Source organism: Streptomyces sp. CB02923 (assembly GCF_001905005.1).
In the GTDB taxonomy this organism is placed as follows: Bacteria; Actinomycetota; Actinomycetes; order Streptomycetales; family Streptomycetaceae; genus Streptomyces.
The window spans coordinates 702,695-721,891 of record NZ_LWKZ01000027.1; the positions used below are offsets into that span (position 1 = coordinate 702,695).

The following is a 19,197-nucleotide window of genomic DNA, read 5'->3' on the forward strand; positions in this document are numbered from 1 at the left end:
CCCCGCCCGGCTTCCGTTACTGCGGCGCGCCGCGCCACCCCGCCACCGGGAGGGCGAACTTGGCCACCAGGCGGTCGGTGAAGGACGCGTGGTGGAGCCGGGCGAGCCGTACCGGGGTCGCGCCGCGGCGGACCTCCACCCGGGCGCCCGCGGGCAGTTCGACGCTGCGCCGGCCGTCGCACCACAGCACGCCGTGCGGCGTCTTGGGCTGCACCTCCACCGCCAGCACCGAATCCGGCGAGGTGACCAGCGGCTTGGCGAACAGCGCGTGTGCGCTGATCGGCACCATCAGCAGGGCCTCGACCTCGGGCCAGACCACCGGGCCGCCCGCCGAGAAGGCATAGGCGGTGGAGCCGGTCGGCGTGGCGCACACGACGCCGTCGCCGCCGAAGCGGGAGACGGGCCGCCCGTCGACCTCCGTGACGACCTCCAGCATCCGCTCCCGGGCCGCCTTCTCGACCGACGCCTCGTTCAGGGCCCAGTCGGTGTGCGCGATGCTGCCGTTGTTGCGTACGAGGACATCGATGGTCATCCGCTCCTCGACCTCGTAGGCGCGGGTCACGACCCGGTCGACGACCTTGTCCAGGTCGTCCCGTTCGGCCTCCGCCAGGAAGCCGACCCGGCCGAGGTTGACGCCGAGCATCGGCACCCCGGACGTCCGGGCGAAGTCCGCGCCGCGCAGCAGCGTCCCGTCCCCGCCGAGGACCACCAGCAGTTCGCAGCCCTCGGCCGCGCACTGCTCGGACTCGACGCGTACCACGGACGCCGGAAGCGGCAGGTCGGCGGCCTCTTCGGCCAGGACGCGTACGCCGATGCCGCTGCGCAGGAGTCCCTGGACGACGAGTTCGGCGCTGCGGACGGCCGCGGGGCGGCCGGTGTGGGCGAGCAGGAAGACAGTGCGTTCGCCGTTCTCCGCGGACGGCGCAGGGCCGTCCGACGACGGTGCGGTACAGGTGGTGCGCGAGACGGCTGCTTCAGCCGCTCCGGAAGCTGCAGAACTGGTCAACGGGGCCCCTCCGCCACTGCTCGGTCGACGTCCGCCGGGTCCAGTGCATCCGCCCCGGCGCGCAGCCACAGAAAGTACTCGACATTGCCGGAGGGTCCGGGCAGCGGGCTGGCGGTCACGCCGGCCACGCCCAGTCCCAGCGCGGCGGCCCGCTCTGCGACGCCGCGTACCGCCTCGGCCCGCAGTTCGGTGCTGCGCACCACTCCGCCGCTGCCGAGGCGCTCCTTGCCCACCTCGAACTGCGGCTTGACCATCAGCACCAGGTCGGCGTCGGGGGCCGCGCAGCGGACGAGGGCGGGCAGCACCAGGCCCAGCGGGATGAACGACAGGTCGCCCACGACGAGGTCGACGGGCTCGCCGTCGACCTGCTCCAGCGTCATCTCGCGCACGTTGGTGCGGTCCTTGACCGTGACCCGGTCGTCGCTCTGCAGCGACCAGGCGAGCTGTCCGTACCCGACGTCGGCGGCGACGACGTGTCCCGCGCCGGCCCGCAGCAGGACGTCCGTGAAGCCGCCGGTGGACGCGCCCGCGTCGAGCGCGCGGCGGCCCGCCACCTTCAGGCCGAGGGGTTCGAACGCGGCGAGGGCCCCGGCCAGCTTGTGGCCGCCGCGCGAGACGTAGTCCGGGTCGTTGTCGTCCTCGCGCACGACCAGGGCCGCGCTGGTCTCCACCTGGGTGGCGGACTTGGTCGCCGTCGTCCCGCCGACGGTCACCCGCCCCGCGGTGATCAGCTGGCCCGCGTGCTCGCGTGAGCGGGCCAGCTTGCGGCGCACCAGCTCCGCGTCGAGTCGGCGTCGTGCCACTCCTGCCACCTGAGGTTCAGCTCCTGTTGTCGTACGTTGCGGACGGCTGCGGGGACGGGGGCGCGCCGGACGGGCCGGCGAGCCCGGGGCGCCGGTCGAGCTCGGCCAGCGCGTCGCGCAGCCCCCGGTGCACATCCTCGTACACCTCCAGGTGCCCGCTCGCGGCGAGGTGGTCGGCGTCGGCCAGGCGCCGCAGCTGGGCGTCCACGGCGGCGTCCCCGGTGGGCGTGACGTCGACGCCGAGCGGCTGCGGCCCGGTGGGGCCGTCCGGCGCCGGCTGCTCCGGCTCCGGGCCGTCCGCGTCCGTGGCGGCCGGGCCCGTGCCGTCCGGCACCGCGCCGGTCACCGGCTCTCTCGGCTCTTCCATGCCTTGACGCTACCTCGAACAGCCCGCGGACCGGGCCACCGCCCGCCCGCCCCGCACCGGCGTATCGTCGATCTCGATGGCAACCCTCGAAGAGTGCCGTGCCGCCCTCGGCCGGCTCGCACAGAACCTCTCCACCGCGAACGGCGACGTCCGAGGCGCGGCCGCGCTGGACCGTTCGCTCAGCTGCCGGATCACCGACCTGGACGTGACCTTCGTCGGGCGGCTGGCGAACGGCAGCCTGGAGGACGTCACCAGCGTCCCCGGTCCGCCTCCCGAACGGGCCCAGATCCGCCTGACGATGCGCGGCGACGACCTGGTGGCCATGGTCGACGGCGAGCTGCACTTCGCCAAGGCGTGGGGCAGCGGCCGGATCAAGCTGGAAGCCGGCCTGCGCGACATGCTGCGCCTGCGCGCACTCCTCTGACCGCGGCCCGCCGCACCGGACAGCTACCGGGCGGCCACCGAACGGCAGCCTGGGCCCGCCCGGCCCATCGCGCCGGACGGCCGGATACGCACCGGACAGCCGGATACGCGCCCGGCGGGCCGAACCAGCTCCCAACCGTCCTCAGGCCCCCGCGCCCGCCCCCGCGCCCACACCCGCAGCCGTACGGGCCTTGCGCGCCGCCGGGACGACCAGCGGAGTGCCGGTCTCCGGATCGTCGATGACCTGGCACTTCAGGCCGAAGACCTGCTCGACGAGGTCGGCCGTGACGACCTGCTCCGGCGGCCCCTCGGCGACGATCTCACCGGCGCGCATGGCGATCAGGTGGGTGGCGTAGCGCGCGGCGTGGTTGAGGTCGTGCAGGACGGCGACGAGGGTGCGGCCCTGCTCCTCGTGCAGTTCGGCGCACAGGTCCAGCACCTCTATCTGGTGCTGGATGTCGAGGTAGGTGGTCGGCTCGTCCAGGAGGAGCAGCGGTGTCTGCTGGGCGAGCGCCATCGCGATCCACACGCGCTGCCGCTGTCCGCCGGAGAGTTCGTCGACGTAACGTTCGGCCAGTTCGCCGACGCCGGTCGCCTCCATCGACTCCCGTACGATCCGCTCGTCCTCGCCCGACCACTGGCGCAGCAGTCCCTGATGCGGGTAGCGGCCGCGGGCCACCAGGTCCGCGACGGTGATCCCGTCGGGCGCGATGGAGGACTGCGGCAGCAGGCCGAGGGTGCGGGCGACCTTCTTGGCGGGCAGCGACGAGATGGCCGAGCCGTCCAGCAGTACGGAGCCGGCGGCCGGCTTGAGCATCCGCGACAGGGCGCGCAGCAGCGTGGACTTGCCGCAGGCGTTCGGTCCGACGATGACCGTGAAGGACTGGTCCGGTACGGCCACCGAGAGGTCCTGGGCGATGACCCGCTGGTCGTAGGCGAGGGTCACGTTCTCGGCCAAGAGACGGCTCACTGCGTTGCTCCTTGTAGCGGTCTGCGTCGTGGGGGCCTGGGGCGGCTCGGTCGGTGTCGCGGGGGCGGGGGCCGGTGCGGACCCCCCGGAGGCCGGTGCGGACCCCCGCAGAGCGTTCTGTGTGCTCATATCCGGCCCGCCCGGCGTGCTCATATGCGCCCGGCCTTGCGCTCGGAGGCCAGCAGCCACAGCAGGTAGCCGCCGCCGAGCAGGCCGGTCAGCACGCCCACCGGGAGCTGGTCGGCGCCGAAGATCTGCTGCGAGGCCCAGTCGGCGGTGACCAGGAGGGCGGCGCCCATGAGGGCGGCGGGCAGCAGGTTGGGGCCGGGCGAGCGGGTCAGCCGACGGGCCAGCTGCGGCGCGGTCAGCGCGAGGAAGGCGATCGGTCCGGCCGCCGCGGTCGCCGAGGCGACCAGCAGCACGGCCGCCGCCAGCAGGACGACGCGCACCCGGGTGACGCGGACGCCCAGCGCGTACGCGGCGTCGTCGCCCATCTCCAGCATGCGCAGCGGCCGCCCGTAGAGCAGGGACAGCGGGATCAGGACGGCGCAGACGATGGCCAGCGGCCAGACCTGGTCCCAGTCCCGGCCGCTGAGGGTGCCGGTCATCCAGGTGACGGCCTGCGTCGCCTCGACGATGTCCGCCTTGGTCATCAGGTACAGGACGATGGCGTAGAGCATCGCGGCGGCGCCGATGCCGACGAGCACGAAGCGGTAGCCGTGGATGCCGCCCTTCCAGGCCAGCAGGAAGATCACCAGCCCGGTGACGATGCCGCCGACGACCGAGCCCGCGGCAATCGCGAAGGTGCCGCCCTGGAAGAAGACGACGACGAGCAGCGCGCCGACCGTCGACCCCTGGGAGAAGCCCAGCACGTCGGGGCTGCCCAGCGGGTTGCGGGCGACGGCCTGGAAGACCGCGCCGGCGATGCCGAAGGCGGCGCCGACCAGCAGGGCGACCAGGACCCGCGGCAGCCGCAGGTCGTTGACGATGAATTCCTGGGCGGTGGTGCCGGAGCCGGTGAGGGTGGCGAGGACGTCCGCCGGGGTCATCGGGAAGTCGCCGGTGCCGATCAGCAGCACGCTCGCGAACAGGGCCACGGCCGCCAGCAGCACGGAGACCACGAGGGTCCGTACGTCCAGGCGCACTGACAGCCCGCCGGCGGTGCGGACCGCCCGTACGGCCCGGCCGGTCTTCGCGGCCACGGCGGCCCGACCGGTCCCGGCGGTGTCGGTCCCGCCGCTGTCGGCCCCGGCGCTGCCGGTTCCGGCGGTGTCGGTCTTGACGGTGGAATTCACAGCTGGGCCATCCTCCGACGCCGTACGAGATAGATGAAGACCGGGCCGCCGATGACGGCCGTCACGATGCCGACCTGGATCTCGCCGGGCCGCGCCACGACGCGCCCCAGGACGTCGGCGCCGAGCAGCAGGACCGGCGAGAGGATCGCGGAGTACGGCAGGATCCACCGCAGGTCGGGGCCGGTGACGGCGCGGACGACGTGCGGGACCATCAGGCCGACGTAGACGATCGGCCCGCAGGCGGCGGTCGCGCCGCCGCACAGCAGGGTGACGGCGACCATCGCCAGCGCCCGGGTGCGGGTCAGCCGGGCGCCCAGGGCCCGCGCCTGGTCGTCGCCGAGCGCGATGGCGTTCAGGGGGCGTCCGACGGCGAGCGCCAGGACGGCGCCGGCCACGAGGAACGGCGCGACCTCCTGCACGGTGGTCATGGTGGCGGAGGCCAGTGAGCCGACCGTCCAGAAGCGCATCCGGTCCAGCGCCGCGGTGTCCAGGAGGTTGACGGCGTTGATGTAGCCGATCAGCACGGCGGACAGGGCGGTTCCGGCGAGGGCGAGCCGTACGGGGGTGGCGCTGCGGGTGCCGCCGAGCACGTACACGGCGACGGAGACGACGGCGGCGCCGAGGAAGGCGAACCACACGTATCCGGTCAGCGAGGTGATCCCCAGGAAGCTGATGGCGGAGACGACGGCCGCCGAGGCGCCCGCGTTGATGCCGAGCACGCCCGGGTCGGCGAGGGGGTTGCGGGTCAGTGCCTGCATCACCGTGCCGGCCAGGCCCAGGGCCGCGCCGGCCAGCAGGCCGAGGAGGGTGCGCGGCAGGCGTACGTCCCGCACGATCACGTCGGTGTCGTCACCCGTGTAGTGGAAGAGGGCGTGCCACACCTGGTCGAGGGGTACCTGTTTCGCGCCGACGGCGATACCCAGGACGATGACGACCAGCAGCGCTCCGACGGCGGCGACGAGCCCCGCCGAGCGAGTGATCTGCCGCCGTCGCGGTGCCGCGGGGGCGTTTGCTGCTTCGGGGGGACTGTCAACCAACACGGGAGTTAGGTTAGCCTACCCTCACGATCAGACATCAAGTCGTTCCGCAGGGCCTTTTACCGGCCCTTTGCCGTACGTGCTGAAGTCCGACCGGAAACATACCGAAGACCGTGAACGACCGGCCGAAGTCCCGTCAAGGCCCGCCCGGCCGAGCCGGGGCCCAGCCCAGAGAGAAGCGCATCAGCCATGAGCACCCCCCGCAGCGTATCCCTGTCCCGACGCGGCGTCCTCGCCGCCGGTGGCGCCGTCGGTATCGGCGCGCTGCTGGCCGCCTGCGGGGGCGGCAAGGACTCGGGCTCGCAGGGGAACGTCAAGGGCGGCGCCTGGTCCTTCACGGACGACCGCAAGAAGAAGGTCTCCCTCGACCACACGCCGCAGCGCATCGTCGCCTTCACCGGCACCGCGGCCGCGCTGTACGACTTCGGCATCGACAAGCAGGTCGTCGGCGTCTTCGGCCCGACCACGCTCAAGGACGGCAAGCCCGACCCGCAGGCCGGCGACATCGACGTGGACCGGCTCACCGTCATCGGCAACACGTACAACCAGTTCGCGGTCGAGAAGTACGCGGGCCTCAACCCCGACCTGCTGATCACCAACATGTTCGAGCCGAACGCCCTGTGGTTCGTGCCGGACGAGAGCAAGGACAAGATCACCAAGCTGGCCGAGACGGTGGCCATCGCCGCGTCCCGGACCCCGCTGGTGAAGATCATCGAGCGGTACGCCGAACTGGCGCAGTCCCTCGGCGCGGACCTGAAGGCCAAGAAGGTCACCGACGCCAAGGCCCGCTTCGAGAAGGCCGCCGCCGAACTGCGCAAGGCCGCCAAGTCCAACCCGGTCCGGGTGCTCGCCTGCTCCGGCAGTGCCGACCTCTTCTACGCCTCCAACCCCGGCATCAGCGCCGACATCATGTACTTCAAGTCGCTGGGCGTGGACATCATCGTCCCCGACAACCTGGACAAGGGCGGCTACTTCGAGAACCTGAGCTGGGAGAACGCCGACAAGTACCCGGCCGACGTCCTCCTGCTCGACAACCGCACCTCCACCCTCCAGCCCAAGGACCTGGCCGCCAAGCCCGCCTGGAACAAGCTGCCCGCCGTCAAGGCCGGTCAGGTCACGGGCTGGTCCAGCGAGCCGCGCTTCTCCTACGCGGGCGCCGCGCCGCTGATGGAAGAGCTGGCCAAGGTCATCCAGAACGCCAAGAAGGTCGCCTGACGCCGACCGGCTCCGGCCGCCGCACCGGCCGGCAACGGCACCGCGCCGCACCCCACCGCAGTCACCGAGTCACGCTTCCGGGAGGTTCCTCCGCATGACCACGACCGCCGCACCCGCCACCACCCCGTACCGCTTCTTCGACGTGCACGTCGTGCGCACCCGGCGGCTCGGACCCTCCATGGTCCGGATCACCTTCGGCGGCGAACGGCTCGGCGAACTGGCCTCCGGCGGCCGTGACCAGCGCTTCAAACTGTTCCTCCCGCAGGCCCACCAGGCCGAGCCGGACTTCGCCGACCAGAGCGAGAACTGGTACCCCGCCTGGCGCGCCCAGGACCCGGCCGAGCGGCCGCTGATGCGCTCGTACACGATCCGCGAGCAGCGCCACGAGCCGGCCGAGATCGACGTGGACTTCGCGCTGCACGGCGCGGACGCCCCGGGTGCCGCGGTCGGCGGCCCGGCCTCGCGCTGGGCGGCGTCCGCCGTGCCCGGCGACCGCGTCTCGGTCCTCGGCCCGGCCGTCGAGGACAACGGCGGCGTCGACTTCCGCCCGCCGCCCGGCACCGACTGGATCCTGCTGACCGGCGACGAGACGGCGCTGCCCGCCGTGGCCGGCATCCTGGCCTGGCTCTCCCCCGGCACCCAGGCCAAGGTCTTCCTGTCCGTCGCCCACGCGGCCGACCGCCAGGACCTGCCCACCTTCGCCGACGCCGACATCACCTGGCTGGTGGCCGACGAGCAGCCGGCGGCCGGGCAGGACGCGCTGCTGGAGGCGGTCCGTACCGCCGAACTGCCCGCGGGCACGCCGTACGCCTGGATCGCGGGCGAGGCGGGCAACGTGAAGATGCTCCGCCGGCACCTCGTGCGGGAGCGGGAGTTCGACCGCCGGGCCGTGAAGTTCACCGGTTACTGGCGGCGCGGCGCCAGCGAGGAGGACCTGCTCGCGGAGTTCGTGGCGGGCACGGCGGCGCCCGCCGACGAGGACTGAACCGGCCCCCGTACCGTGCGTGTACGACGGTCCGTACACGCACCTGAGGGAGGGGCCCCGCTCATCACCGAGCGGGGCCCCTCCCCTCTTCGTACGCCGTCCGTCACGGCGCGCGCCTCACAGACCGAGCCGCGCCAGCGCCTTGCCCGCGTCGGCGTCGCAACTGCCGTCGCCCGCCGCCGTCCAGGCCGCCGCGCACAGCGCCCGCAGGCCGTCCAGCGGCGCGCCCTCACCGTCCAGCGCCAGCGCGCCGTCGCGTACGGACGCCGTCCAGCCGCCGCACCGGAATCCGCCGTCCGTCTCCCCGGACACCTCCGGCTGCGGGCCGAGCACACCGCGCAGGTCCGCGTCCACGTACGTGGGGCGGTGCCGCGGCGGAGCGGCCAGCAGTTCGGCGGCGGTGGTCACGCCGGTGAGCACCAGCAGCGAGTCGACGCCGCCGTTGTAGGCGCCCTCGATGTCCGTGTCGAGCCGGTCGCCGATCACCAGCGGCCGCTGCGCGCCCGTACGCAGCACCGTTTCACGGTGCATGGGCGTCTCCGGCTTGCCCGCCACCTGGGGCGCGCCGCCGGTGGCGGTCCGTACGACCTCCACCAGGGCGCCGTTGCCCGGCGCGATCCCGCGCTCCTTGGGGATGGTCAGGTCCGTGTTCGAGGCGAACCAGGGCACGCCGCGCTGTACGGCGTACGCGGCTTCCGCCAGCCGTTCCCAGTCCAGTTTCGGATCGAATCCCTGCACCACGGCGGCCGGGTCGTCCGTCACGGAGTCCACCGGGACCAGCCCGCGCTCGCGCAGCGCCACCCGCAGTCCCTCGCCGCCGATCGCCAGCACCGGCGCGCCCTCGGGCACCTGCCCGGCGATCAGCCGGGCGACCGCCTGCGCCGAGGTGATGACGTCGGTCGGCGCGGTGGGCAGCCCGAATCCGGTGAGCTGGTCCGCGACCGCGTCCGGCGTCCGGGAGGCGTTGTTGGTCACGTACGCCAGGTGCATACCGCCGTCCCGGGCCGTGGTGAGCGACGCGACGGCGTGCTCGATCACCGAGCCGCCGGCGTAGACGACTCCGTCCAGGTCCAGCAGCGCCGTGTCATACGCCTCACTCAGTGCCCGTTCGCACCGTCCGGGCTGCTTGCGCACCCGCTCGCTCATGCCGTTTCGCTCCTTATGCGCAGAGGTACAGAGGCCGGTCTGCGGGCCGCCGAAAAGCGGAACCTCACATACCGGTATATCCAGCAGGACAACGGTTTCCCCCCTGATCATCCCGCAGTCCGGCAGGCGGCATAGCATTCCCCAATGACCAGCACCGACGGCCTCCGCCTCCACCCCTTCCGCGGGCTGCGCTATGCCCCGGACCGCGTCAGCAGCCTCACGGCCGTCACCTCGCCGCCGTATGACGTCGTCGTACGGCCGGACGGAGTGCGCCACCTCGAAACAGCCGACCCGTACAACATCGTCCGGCTCATTCTCCCGCAAGCCCCCGACCCCGCGACCCGGCACCGCCAGGCCGCCGACACCCTGCACCGCTGGCGCGCGGAAGGCGTCCTGACCCCGGACGACCGGCCCGCCCTCTACGTGTACGAACAGAGCAAGGACGGGCTGCTGCAACGCGGCCTGATCGGCGCGCTCGAACTCGACGGCCCCGTCCTGCCGCACGAGGACGTGATCCCCGAGGTCGTCGAGGACCGCGCCGCCCTGATGCACGCGGCCCACGCCAACTTCGAACCGCTGCTCCTCTCCTACGTCGGCCAGGGCGCCGGCAACGGCGCCACCGGCGTCATCGAACGGGCCGTCCTGACCACACCGCTGCTCGCCACCACCACCGAGGACGGCTTCGCCCACCGGCTGTGGGCCGTCACCGACCCCGCCGACCTGACCGCCGTCGACGAGGACCTGGCGCTGCGGCACGCCCTGATCGCCGACGGGCACCACCGCTGGGCCACCTACCAGCGGCTGCGCGAGGAACACCCCGGCGACGGCGCGGCGAATCCCTGGGCGACCGGCCTGGTGCTGCTCGTGGACTCGGCCCGCCACCCGCTCCAGGTACGGGCCATCCACCGCGTACTGCCGCATCTGCCGCTGGACGACGCGCTGTCCCGGCTGGGCGACGCCTTCCGCGTCCGGCCGGTGGACGGCCCGCTCGACACGGCGCTGGCGGCGCTGGACGAGACGACCGGCAGCGCCTTCCTGCTGGCGTCGGGACCGGAGCGGTTCTGCCTGCTGGACCGCCCCGACCCGCAGCTGCTCGACGAGACGATCCGCCGGGACCGCCCCACGGTCTGGCGCGAGCTGGACGCCACCGTCCTGCACTCGTTCCTGCTGGACGAGGTGTGGCGGATCCGCGACCACCCGTCCGAGATCAGCTATCTGCACAGTGCCGGGGACGCCGTCGAGCAGGCGGCGAAACACGGCGGTACGGCCGTGCTGATGCGCCCGGTCCTTGAGCAAACCGTGCGCCAACTCGCACTGGCCGGGGTGACCATGCCGCGCAAGTCGACGTCCTTCGGCCCCAAACCGGCCACCGGTCTGGTGCTGCGCGTCCTGGACGACGAGGTCTGATGCGGGCGGTGCGCACGCCCGGCACGGGGCGTACCGGAGCCTGATTCCAGGCCGTGCAGCCTCCTTGATGTCCGATGACGGCCCGGCGCGGGTGACCCGCGCCGGTGCCTCGGCACCCCTTTCCCTCCCGCCACACAAGTTAGGTTAGGCTTACCTCATCACGTAGCGGATGGAGCCGTTCCCCCCTGCGCCGACGGCCTTCTGCCCAGGCACAGGCGTTCCATGCGCATCCCCCCACGTGAGCAAGTCCGCATCAGGGAGGACACGTTCATGAGTCTCCTCGCGCACTCCGCCGAGGACCCGTCGCCCGCCGCACGCACCGGGGCGCCGGACAGCCGGTCACAGCTGTTCAACGACAGCACCACCGAGCACTACCGCCGCTCCGTCGCCGAAGGCGTCGACCGCATAGCCGACAAAATATCCGGAACCGAACGCCCCTTCACCGGCGTCACGGTCGACGGCCTCTCCCCCACGGTGGCCGGCATCGACCTCGAACAACCACTGCACGACCCCGCCGCCGCCCTCGACGAGCTCGAAGAGGTCTACCTCCGCGACGCCGTCTACTTCCACCACCCGCGCTACCTCGCGCACCTCAACTGCCCGGTCGTCATCCCCGCCCTGGTGGGCGAGGCGGTGCTGTCCGCGGTCAACTCCTCGCTGGACACCTGGGACCAGAGCGCAGGCGGCACCCTCATCGAGCGCCGTCTGATCGACTGGACCGCCCGGCGCATCGGCCTCGGCGAGCGCGCCGACGGCATCTTCACCAGCGGCGGTACGCAGTCCAACCTCCAGGCCATGCTGCTGGCCCGCGACGAGGCGTGCCGTACGGCCCTCGCCCGCGAGAACAACCCGGACGAGAGCATTCCGGGCGAAGAACCCCAAGGCGTGGCAACTGCGGTACGCCGTACCGACATCCTGCCCCGGCTGCGCATCTTCGCCTCCCAGGTCGGCCACTTCAGCATCGAGAAGGCCGCCACCCTGCTCGGTCTCGGCGCGGAAGCCGTGATCGCGGTGCCGTGCGGCCCGGACAAGCGGATGCGGGCCGACGCGCTCGCCGCCGAGCTGGCACGCTGCGAGGCCGAGGGCCTGATCCCGATGGCGGTCGTGGCCACCGCGGGCACCACCGACTTCGGCAGCATCGACCCGCTGCCCGACGTCGCCGACCTGTGCGCCCGGTACGGCGCCTGGATGCACGTGGACGCCGCGTACGGCTGCGGCCTGCTGGTCTCCCGCCGCCGCGCCCTCCTGGACGGCATCGAACGCGCCGACTCGGTGACCGTGGACTACCACAAGTCCTTCTTCCAGCCGGTCAGCTCCAGCGCCGTCCTGGTACGCGACCACGCCACCCTGCGGCACGTCACGTACCACGCCGACTACCTCAACCCGGCGCGGATGGCGGAGCGGCGTATCCCCAACCAGGTCGACAAATCGATCCAGACCACCCGACGTTTCGACGCGCTGAAACTGTGGCTGACCCTGCGCACCATGGGCGCCGACGGCATCGGCGAACTCTTCGACGAGGTCGTCGACCGCGCCGCCGACGCCTGGAAGATCCTCAACGACGACCCGCGCTTCGAGGTCGTGGTCGAGCCCCAGCTGAGCACCCTGGTCTTCCGCTACCTGCCGTACACCGACGACCGGGACCCGGTGCTGAGCGACGAGGTCAACCTGCACGCCAGGGAAGCGCTGTTCGCCTCCGGAGACGCCATCGTCGCGGGCACCGTCGTCGACGGCCGGCACTTCCTCAAGTTCACCCTGCTCAACCCCGAGACCACGCTGGCCGACATCGCCACGGTCCTCGACCTGATCGCCGAGCACGCCGGCGCGTACCTCGCCGCGCGCCCCGAACCGGCCCTCAGCGCCGCGAGCTGACCGTACCGCCGACCGGCCCCGCCGCCTCGTCCCCCACGAGCCGACACCCCGCGGCCGACCGACACCCCGCAAACGGAGACCCCACGTGTCCGCCCCTCACGATTTCATCGCCATCGGCCTCGGGCCCTTCAACCTCGGCCTCGCCTGCCTGACCGAGCCCATCGACGAGCTCGACGGACTGTTCCTGGACAACAAGCCGTCCTTCGACTGGCACCCGGGCATGATGCTGGAGACCAGCACCCTCCAGGTGCCGTTCATGGCCGACCTGGTCACCCTCGCCGACCCGACCTCGCCCTTCTCCTTCCTGAACTACCTGAAGGAATCGGGACGGATGTACTCCTTCTACATCCGCGAGAGCTTCTACCCGCTGCGCGCCGAGTACAACGACTACTGCCGCTGGGCCGCCGCCAAGCTGGACAGCGTCCGCTTCGGCCACCAGGTCACCACCGTCGAGTACGACGAGACCGAACAGGTCTACGTCGTCCACGCCGACCACCTGCCCACCGGCGGGAAGAAGACCTACCGCGCCCGCAAACTCGTCCTCGGCACCGGCACCCCGCCGCACATCCCCGAAGCCTGCCAGGGCCTCGGCGGCGACTTCGCGCACAACGCCGACTACCTGGAGAACAAGGCCGCCCTCCAGGCCAAGGAATCCATCACCGTCGTCGGCAGCGGCCAGAGCGCGGCGGAGATCTACCTCGACCTCCTCCAGGACATCGACAGCCACGGCTACCACCTGACCTGGGCCACCCGCTCCGCGCGCTTCTTCCCCCTCGAATACACCAAGCTCACGCTGGAGATGACCTCTCCGGAGTACGTGGACTACTTCCACGCCCTGCCGCCGGCCACCCGCGACCGGCTCAACGCCCAGCACAAGAACCTCTACAAGGGCATCGACTCCGAGCTGATCAACGAGATCTTCGACCTGCTCTACCAGAAGAACCTGCACGGCCCCTGCCCGACCCGGCTGCTGACCAACACCGCGCTCAGCGAAGCCGGTTACGACGCGACCTCCGGCACGTACACCCTGGGCCTGCGCCAGGAGGAACAGGGCCAGGACTTCACCCTCGCCACCCAGGGCCTGGTGCTGGCCACCGGATACCGGTACCGGACCCCGGAGTTCCTCGCCCCCGTCACCGACCGCATCGCCTGGGACGACGCCGGCCGCTACGCGGTGGCCCGCAACTACAGCGTCGACACCGCGGGCCACGACATCTTCGTGCAGAACGCCGAGCTGCACACCCACGGCTTCGTCACCCCCGACCTGGGCATGGCCGCGTACCGCAACTCCTGCATCATCCGCGAGCTGCTCGGCCGCGAGTACTACCCGGTCGAGAAGTCCATCGCCTTCCAGGAGTTCGCCGCCCCGGCCGGCCCGCACCACCCCGTGGAGGTCTCGCCCGTATGACCGCGCCCGTCTTCACCCGCACCCACGCCTCGCTCGGCGAGTTCGCCCTGCGCCCGGTCGACCCGGCCGGCGACGCGGAGCTGCTGCACGGCTGGGTCACCCACCCCAAAGCCGTGTACTGGATGATGCAGGACGCCGACCTGGCGGCCGTCGAGAAGGAGTTCGCGCGCATCGGCGCCGACCCGTACCACGACGCCTTCATCGGCCTGCACAACGGCGTCCCCGCCTTCCTGATGGAGCGCTACGACCCGGCGCACCGGGAGGTGACCGAGGTCCACGAGGCCGCGCCCGGCGACGTCGGCATGCACTTCCTGACCGCGCCGACCGACGCGCCGGTGCACGGCTTCACCCTCGCCGTGATCACCACCGTCATGGACGCGCTGTTCGCCGAGCCCGGCAACCGGCGCGTCGTCGTCGAACCGGCCACCGGCAACACCGCGGTACACGCCCTCAACAAGGCCGTCGGCTTCGAGATCGAACGCACGGTCACCCTGCCCAAGGGCGAGGCGTACCTGAGCACCTGCACCCGCGACCAGTTCCTGGCCGCCCGAGGAGAAAACCCATGCTGAACCCCACCGCGGACACCACCGAGGCCGCGACGCGCGACGCCGTCCGCCACCTCACCCCCGAGCTGTGGGCGCGCGCCAACCGCCTCCTCGTCCGCAAGGCCCTCGCCGAGTTCGCCCACGAGCGCCTGCTGACACCGCAGCGGCTGCCGCAGGACGGCCACTACGTCGTCCGCAGCGACGACGACCGCGTCGAGTACCGCTTCACCGCCCGCCGGATGGGCCTGGACCACTGGCACATCGACGCCGACGACATCACCCGCCGCCGCGACGGCGCCGAGGCCCCCCTGGACGCCCTCGACTTCTTCATCGAGCTGCGCCGCACCCTCGCCCTCAGCGACGACATCCTCCCGGTCTACCTGGAGGAGATCAGCTCCACCCTCTCCGGCACGGCGTACAAGCTGGCCGCCGGGCCCGCGTCCGCCGCCGAACTGGCGAAGGGCGACTTCCAGGCCATCGAGACGGGCATGTCCGAGGGCCACCCCTGCTTCGTCGCGAACAACGGCCGCCTCGGCTTCGGCGTGCACGAGTACCACGCGTACGCCCCCGAGGCCGCCGGCCCCGTCCACCTCGTCTGGCTCGCCGCGCGCCGCGACCGCTCCACCTTCACCGCGGGCGAGGACCTGGACTACGACCGGCTGGTCCGCGACGAGCTGGGCGCCGCCACCCTGGACCGGTTCGCCGCCACCCTGGGCGACCTCGGCCTGGACCTGGCCGACTACCACCTCATCCCCGCCCACCCGTGGCAGTGGTGGAACAAGCTCTCCGTCACCTTCGCCGCCGAGGTCGCCCAGCAGCACCTGATCTGCCTCGGCCCCGGCGACGACGCGTACCTGGCGCAGCAGTCCATCCGCACGTTCTTCAACACCAGCGACCCGTCCAAGCACTATGTCAAGACGGCCCTGTCGGTCCTCAACATGGGCTTCATGCGCGGCCTGTCCGCCGCCTACATGGAGGCCACCCCGGCCATCAACGACTGGCTGGCGAACCTGATCGCGAGCGACGAGACCTTCCGGGCCGCCCGCTTCTCGATCATCCGCGAGCGCGCCGCCGTCGGCTACCACCACCGCCAGTACGAGGCCGCCACCGCCAAGGGCTCCCCGTACCTGAAGATGCTCGCCGCCCTGTGGCGCGAGAGCCCGGTGCCCACCCTCGAACCCGGCCAGCGGGTGGCCACCATGGCCTCCCTGCTGCACACCGACCCGGAGGGCGGCTCACTGGCAGCCGCCCTGATCGAGGAGTCCGGGCTGGAGCCCGCGGACTGGCTGCGCCGGTACGCGGACGCCTACCTCACGCCCGTCCTGCACGCGTTCTACGCCTACGACCTGGTCTTCATGCCGCACGGCGAGAACGTCATCCTGGTCATCGAGGACGGCACCGTACAGCGCGCGATCTTCAAGGACATCGCCGAGGAGATCGCGGTGATGGACCCGGACGCGGTGCTGCCGCCGGCCGTCGAGCGGATCCGCGCCGACGTCCCCGAGGACAAGAAGCTCCTCTCCCTCTTCACGGACGTCTTCGACTGCTTCTTCCGCTTCCTCAGCGGCATCCTCGTCACGAACGACGTGCTGGACGAGGACACCTTCTGGCGCACCGTCGCCGACTGCGTCACCGCCTACCTGGAGGCCAATCCGCAGCTCGCCGACAAGTTCCGGCAGTACGACATGTTCGCGGACGAGTTCGCGCTGTCCTGCCTCAACCGCCTCCAGCTGCGCAACAACGAGCAGATGGTGGACCTCCAGGACCCGGCGGGCGCCCTCCAGCTGATCGGCACGCTGGAGAACCCGATCGCCCGTTTCGCCCCGGCCGCCGGGGAGTGAGACGCGCGTACACATGAGTGAAGGGCGGGACCCGGCTGGGTCCCGCCCTTCACTCATTCACTCATTCACCGTCATGCGGCCGGGCCGCCATGGCCTCAGCCCTGCTCGGGACGCTCCTCACGGGGCGCGTCCGCGGGGGCGGCGCCTTCGGTGGCCGCCGCTTCGGGGGCGTCGGGGGCTTCGGAGGCTTCGGAGCCGTCCCGCTGCGCGGGGGCGGCGGTCTCGGTCACGTCACCGGCCTCGCCCGCGGACTCGGTCTCGTCCTCGTCCTCCAGTGCGTCGGTGAACTCCACGCCGTCCAGCTCGGCCAGCCGGTCCGAGGCGTTCGTGGTGCCGCCCTGGTCGGCTTCCAGCGCCTTGGCGAACCACTCGCGTGCCTCGTCCTCGCGGCCGACCTCCAGGAGCGCGTCGGCGTACGCGTAGCGCAGGCGGGCGGTCCACGGCTGTACGGAGTTCGACGCCAGCTCGGGGCTCTGCAGCGTCACGACGGCCGCGTCGGCCTGGCCCATGTCACGCCGGGCACCGGCCGCGACCAGCCGCATCTCGACCTGGCCCGCCCGGTCCAGCTTCTGCACCTCGGGCTCACCGGCCATCGCCAGGGCCTTCTCGGGCCGGCTCAGGCCGCGCTCGCAGTCGGCCATCACGGGCCACAGCTCCACGCTGCCGGTCATCCGCCGTGCCGCACGGAACTCCGCCAGCGCCTCGCCGTACTTCCCGACGGCGTACGCGGCGAAGCCGGCTGCCTCGCGAACGGCGGGGACACGCGACGCGAGCCGCAGCGCCACACGGGAGAACCCGTACGCCTGCTCCGGGTCCTCGTCGAGCAGCTTGGCCACCATGACCAGGTTCCTGGCGACGTCGTCGGCGAGGGTCTTCGGCAGGCTCAGCAGCTCCTGCCGTACGTCCTTGTCGATCTCCTCGCCCGTGACGTCGTCCGGGATCGGCAGCCGCTTGATCGGCTCCCGGTCGCGCCGGTCGTCACGGCGGTCGTCACGGCGGTCGTCGTGCCGGAACCCACCGCGGTCACCGCGGTCGTCACGGCCACGCCCGGCGCCGTACGGACGCCGCCCGCCCCGGTCGTCGTCCCTGCGGAAGCCGCCACGGTCGCCACCGCGATCGTCACGGCGGTCATCACGGCGGAAGCCGCCGCGGTCGTCGTCGCGGCGCGGGCCACGGTCGTCACGGCGGAAGCCACCGCCACGGTCGTCACGGCCGCCGCCGTAGCCGCCACCGGAGGGGCGACCGCCACGGTCATCGTCCCGACGGGGACCACGATCGTCACGGCGGAAACCACCGCGGTCATCGTCACGGCGCGGACCGCGATCGTCACGGCGGAAACCACCGCGGTCGTCATCACGGCGCGGGCCACGGTCATCGCGACGGAAGCTGCCACCACGGTCGTCACGGCCGCCGCCGTAGCCGCCACCGGAGGGACGACCGCCACGGTCATCATCACGGCGCGGGCCACGGTCGTCACGGCGGAAGCTGCCACCGCGGTCGTCGTCCCGACGGGGACCACGGTCGTCCCTGCGGAAGCCGCCACGGTCATCGTCACGGCGGAAGCCGCCGCCACGGTCGTCCCGGCGCGGGCCGCCGCCGTAGCCACCACCGGAGGGGCGACCGCCACGGTCATCGTCACGACGGGGACCGCGATCGTCACGGCGGAAACCGCCACGGTCGTCGTCGCGGCGGAAGCCGCCGCCACGGTCGTCCCGGCGCGGGCCGCCGCCGTAGCCACCACCGGAGGGGCGACCGCCACGGTCATCGTCCCGACGCGGACCACGGTCGTCCCTGCGGAAGCTGCCGCCGCGGTCGTCGTCGCGGCGCGGGCCACGGTCGTCACGGCGGAAGCCACCGCCACGGTCGTCACGGCCGCCGCCGAAGCCGCCACCGGAGGGGCGACCGCCACGGTCATCGTCACGGCGCGGACCGCGCGGACGGTCGTCGCGGCGGGGGCCGCGGTCGTCGTCACGGCGGGGGCCGCGGGGCCCACGGTCGTCACGTGAATAGCCGGGACGGTCGTCACGGCGCGGGCCGCCGCCGTAGCCACCACCGGAGGGACGGCCACCACGGTCGTCATCACGGCGCGGGCCACGGTCATCGCGACGGAAACCACCGCCACGGTCGTCGCGGCGTCCGCCGCCGAAGCCGCCGCCAGTGGGCCGGCCGCCCCGGTCGTCCCGACGCGGGGCGCGGTCGTCACGCCGGAAACCGCCGCGGTCACCGTCCTCGCGCCGCTGCGGCCGGCGCTCCGAGCGATCGTCGGAAGAGTTGGGGGACATCGGCGTGACTCCTGTCTTCGGTACTGCAAACATTCTCGCGCACCGACCACTTCGGCGCGCTTCGACAAACAAAAAAGGACCCTCAGCCCCAGCGTGAACGCTGGGACCAAGGGTCCTCCAAAGATTGTTCGGCGGCGTCCTACTCTCCCACAGGGTCCCCCCTGCAGTACCATCGGCGCTGAAAGGCTTAGCTTCCGGGTTCGAAATGTAACCGGGCGTTTCCCTAACGCAATGACCACCGAAACCCTATCGGGTTCTAGCGAACAAGCACACTTTTCAATTGATGAAATCAAACAGTGGAACTTGGTTCAACCGACGTTGCGACTGTTCGCAACCCGGGAACCACACAGTGGACGCGAGCAACTGAGGACAAGCCCTCGGCCTATTAGTACCAGTCAACTCCACCCGTTACCGGGCTTCCATATCTGGCCTATCAACCCAGTCGTCTACTGGGAGCCTTAACCCCTCAAAGGGGGTGGGAGTCCTCATCTCGAAGCAGGCTTCCCGCTTAGATGCTTTCAGCGGTTATCCTTTCCGAACGTAGCCAACCAGCCATGCCCTTGGCAGGACAACTGGCACACCAGAGGTTCGTCCG

At 71.9% G+C, this 19,197-nt stretch carries 17 protein-coding genes and 2 rRNA genes; 9 read left to right on the forward strand and 10 right to left on the reverse strand.

Going from position 1 to position 19,197, the window contains the following annotated elements:
• Positions 1-16: 16 nt before the first annotated feature.
• Genes A6A06_RS38000 through A6A06_RS38010 form a run of 3 tightly spaced genes read right to left on the reverse strand, consistent with a single transcriptional unit; the run spans position 17 to position 2,176 of the window.
• Positions 17-1,006 (reverse strand): NAD kinase, encoded by a 990-nt coding sequence (locus tag A6A06_RS38000; protein WP_073768239.1) that lies wholly within the window; start codon positions 1,004-1,006, stop codon positions 17-19.
• A complete protein-coding gene (locus tag A6A06_RS38005) occupies positions 1,003-1,818 on the reverse strand; it encodes a TlyA family RNA methyltransferase (RefSeq protein ID WP_073768241.1) in 816 nt (271 codons plus the stop codon). Before A6A06_RS38005 ends, A6A06_RS38000 begins: the two co-directional genes overlap by 4 nt.
• Positions 1,819-1,825: 7 nt before the next feature.
• Positions 1,826-2,176 carry a hypothetical protein gene (locus A6A06_RS38010; protein WP_073768242.1) on the reverse strand — a complete coding sequence of 117 codons (351 nt, stop codon included), beginning with the start codon at positions 2,174-2,176 and terminating at the stop codon, positions 1,826-1,828.
• Positions 2,177-2,252: 76 nt separating this feature from the next.
• Here A6A06_RS38010 and A6A06_RS38015 point away from each other — a divergent pair, with 76 nt between their 5' ends.
• A complete protein-coding gene (locus A6A06_RS38015; RefSeq protein WP_073768244.1) occupies positions 2,253-2,600 on the forward strand; it encodes a sterol-binding protein in 348 nt (115 codons plus the stop codon).
• Between the two features lie 141 nt (positions 2,601-2,741).
• Here the strand turns inward: A6A06_RS38015 and A6A06_RS38020 are convergent, their stop codons facing one another.
• The 3 genes from A6A06_RS38020 to A6A06_RS38030 form a co-directional block, all read right to left on the reverse strand.
• Positions 2,742-3,569 carry an ABC transporter ATP-binding protein gene (locus A6A06_RS38020; RefSeq protein WP_199931397.1) on the reverse strand — a complete coding sequence of 276 codons (828 nt, stop codon included), beginning with the start codon at positions 3,567-3,569 and terminating at the stop codon, positions 2,742-2,744.
• Positions 3,570-3,718: 149 nt separating this feature from the next.
• Positions 3,719-4,864, reverse strand: coding sequence for a FecCD family ABC transporter permease (locus A6A06_RS38025; protein ID WP_073768249.1), 1,146 nt, complete (start codon positions 4,862-4,864; stop codon positions 3,719-3,721).
• Positions 4,861-5,904 (reverse strand): FecCD family ABC transporter permease, encoded by a 1,044-nt coding sequence (locus A6A06_RS38030; protein WP_199931398.1) that lies wholly within the window; start codon positions 5,902-5,904, stop codon positions 4,861-4,863. The genes A6A06_RS38025 and A6A06_RS38030 overlap by 4 nt, the downstream gene beginning before the upstream one ends.
• 186 nt (positions 5,905-6,090) lie before the next feature.
• Between A6A06_RS38030 and A6A06_RS38035 the strand changes: the two genes are divergently transcribed.
• Positions 6,091-7,116 (forward strand): ABC transporter substrate-binding protein, encoded by a 1,026-nt coding sequence (locus tag A6A06_RS38035; RefSeq protein ID WP_073768251.1) that lies wholly within the window; start codon positions 6,091-6,093, stop codon positions 7,114-7,116.
• Between the two features lie 94 nt (positions 7,117-7,210).
• A complete protein-coding gene (locus A6A06_RS38040; protein ID WP_073768253.1) occupies positions 7,211-8,101 on the forward strand; it encodes a siderophore-interacting protein in 891 nt (296 codons plus the stop codon).
• A gap of 117 nt (positions 8,102-8,218) precedes the next feature.
• On the opposite strand, the gene A6A06_RS38045 is transcribed toward A6A06_RS38040, so the two are convergent.
• A complete protein-coding gene (locus tag A6A06_RS38045) occupies positions 8,219-9,247 on the reverse strand; it encodes an HAD-IIA family hydrolase (protein WP_073768255.1) in 1,029 nt (342 codons plus the stop codon).
• A gap of 144 nt (positions 9,248-9,391) precedes the next feature.
• Here A6A06_RS38045 and A6A06_RS38050 point away from each other — a divergent pair, with 144 nt between their 5' ends.
• The 5 genes from A6A06_RS38050 (at position 9,392) to A6A06_RS38070 (ending at position 16,320) form a co-directional block, all read left to right on the forward strand.
• On the forward strand, positions 9,392-10,654 hold the full coding sequence (locus A6A06_RS38050; protein WP_073768257.1) for a DUF1015 family protein: 1,263 nt from the start codon (positions 9,392-9,394) through the stop codon (positions 10,652-10,654).
• 270 nt (positions 10,655-10,924) lie between these two features.
• Positions 10,925-12,526, forward strand: a complete 1,602-nt coding sequence (locus tag A6A06_RS38055) for a pyridoxal phosphate-dependent decarboxylase family protein (RefSeq protein ID WP_073768259.1) — start codon at positions 10,925-10,927, stop codon at positions 12,524-12,526.
• An 85-nt stretch (positions 12,527-12,611) separates the two neighbouring features.
• Entirely contained in the window at positions 12,612-13,934 is a 1,323-nt protein-coding gene (locus A6A06_RS38060) for a lysine N(6)-hydroxylase/L-ornithine N(5)-oxygenase family protein (protein ID WP_073768261.1), read from the forward strand.
• On the forward strand, positions 13,931-14,503 hold the full coding sequence (locus tag A6A06_RS38065; protein ID WP_073768263.1) for a GNAT family N-acetyltransferase: 573 nt from the start codon (positions 13,931-13,933) through the stop codon (positions 14,501-14,503). Before A6A06_RS38060 ends, A6A06_RS38065 begins: the two co-directional genes overlap by 4 nt.
• Complete coding sequence (locus A6A06_RS38070) at positions 14,497-16,320, forward strand: IucA/IucC family protein (RefSeq protein ID WP_073768265.1); 1,824 nt, start codon at positions 14,497-14,499, stop codon at positions 16,318-16,320. Before A6A06_RS38065 ends, A6A06_RS38070 begins: the two co-directional genes overlap by 7 nt.
• A gap of 95 nt (positions 16,321-16,415) precedes the next feature.
• On the opposite strand, the gene A6A06_RS38075 is transcribed toward A6A06_RS38070, so the two are convergent.
• A complete protein-coding gene (locus A6A06_RS38075) occupies positions 16,416-17,267 on the reverse strand; it encodes a tetratricopeptide repeat protein (protein WP_199931416.1) in 852 nt (283 codons plus the stop codon).
• 57 nt (positions 17,268-17,324) lie between these two features.
• Here A6A06_RS38075 and A6A06_RS42405 point away from each other — a divergent pair, with 57 nt between their 5' ends.
• Positions 17,325-18,326 carry a hypothetical protein gene (locus A6A06_RS42405; RefSeq protein WP_199931417.1) on the forward strand — a complete coding sequence of 334 codons (1,002 nt, stop codon included), beginning with the start codon at positions 17,325-17,327 and terminating at the stop codon, positions 18,324-18,326.
• A gap of 402 nt (positions 18,327-18,728) precedes the next feature.
• Here A6A06_RS42405 and rrf read toward each other — a convergent pair.
• Positions 18,729-18,845, reverse strand: a 5S ribosomal RNA gene (rrf, locus tag A6A06_RS38085).
• Between the two features lie 122 nt (positions 18,846-18,967).
• Positions 18,968-19,197: ribosomal RNA gene (locus tag A6A06_RS38090) — 23S ribosomal RNA — on the reverse strand; the annotation flags it as partial.

Bases quoted from the DNA above. Each gene is read 5' to 3' on its own strand.
- A6A06_RS38010 (WP_073768242.1), bottom strand. From the start codon at position 2,176: ATGGAAGAGCCGAGAGAGCCGGTGACCGGCGCGGTGCCGGACGGCACG.
- A6A06_RS38015 (WP_073768244.1), top strand. From the start codon at position 2,253: ATGGCAACCCTCGAAGAGTGCCGTGCCGCCCTCGGCCGGCTCGCACAG.
- A6A06_RS38035 (WP_073768251.1), top strand. From the start codon at position 6,091: ATGAGCACCCCCCGCAGCGTATCCCTGTCCCGACGCGGCGTCCTCGCC.
- A6A06_RS38040 (WP_073768253.1), top strand. From the start codon at position 7,211: ATGACCACGACCGCCGCACCCGCCACCACCCCGTACCGCTTCTTCGAC.
- A6A06_RS38045 (WP_073768255.1), bottom strand. From the start codon at position 9,247: ATGAGCGAGCGGGTGCGCAAGCAGCCCGGACGGTGCGAACGGGCACTG.
- A6A06_RS38050 (WP_073768257.1), top strand. From the start codon at position 9,392: ATGACCAGCACCGACGGCCTCCGCCTCCACCCCTTCCGCGGGCTGCGC.
- A6A06_RS38055 (WP_073768259.1), top strand. From the start codon at position 10,925: ATGAGTCTCCTCGCGCACTCCGCCGAGGACCCGTCGCCCGCCGCACGC.
- A6A06_RS38065 (WP_073768263.1), top strand. From the start codon at position 13,931: ATGACCGCGCCCGTCTTCACCCGCACCCACGCCTCGCTCGGCGAGTTC.
- A6A06_RS38070 (WP_073768265.1), top strand. From the start codon at position 14,497: ATGCTGAACCCCACCGCGGACACCACCGAGGCCGCGACGCGCGACGCC.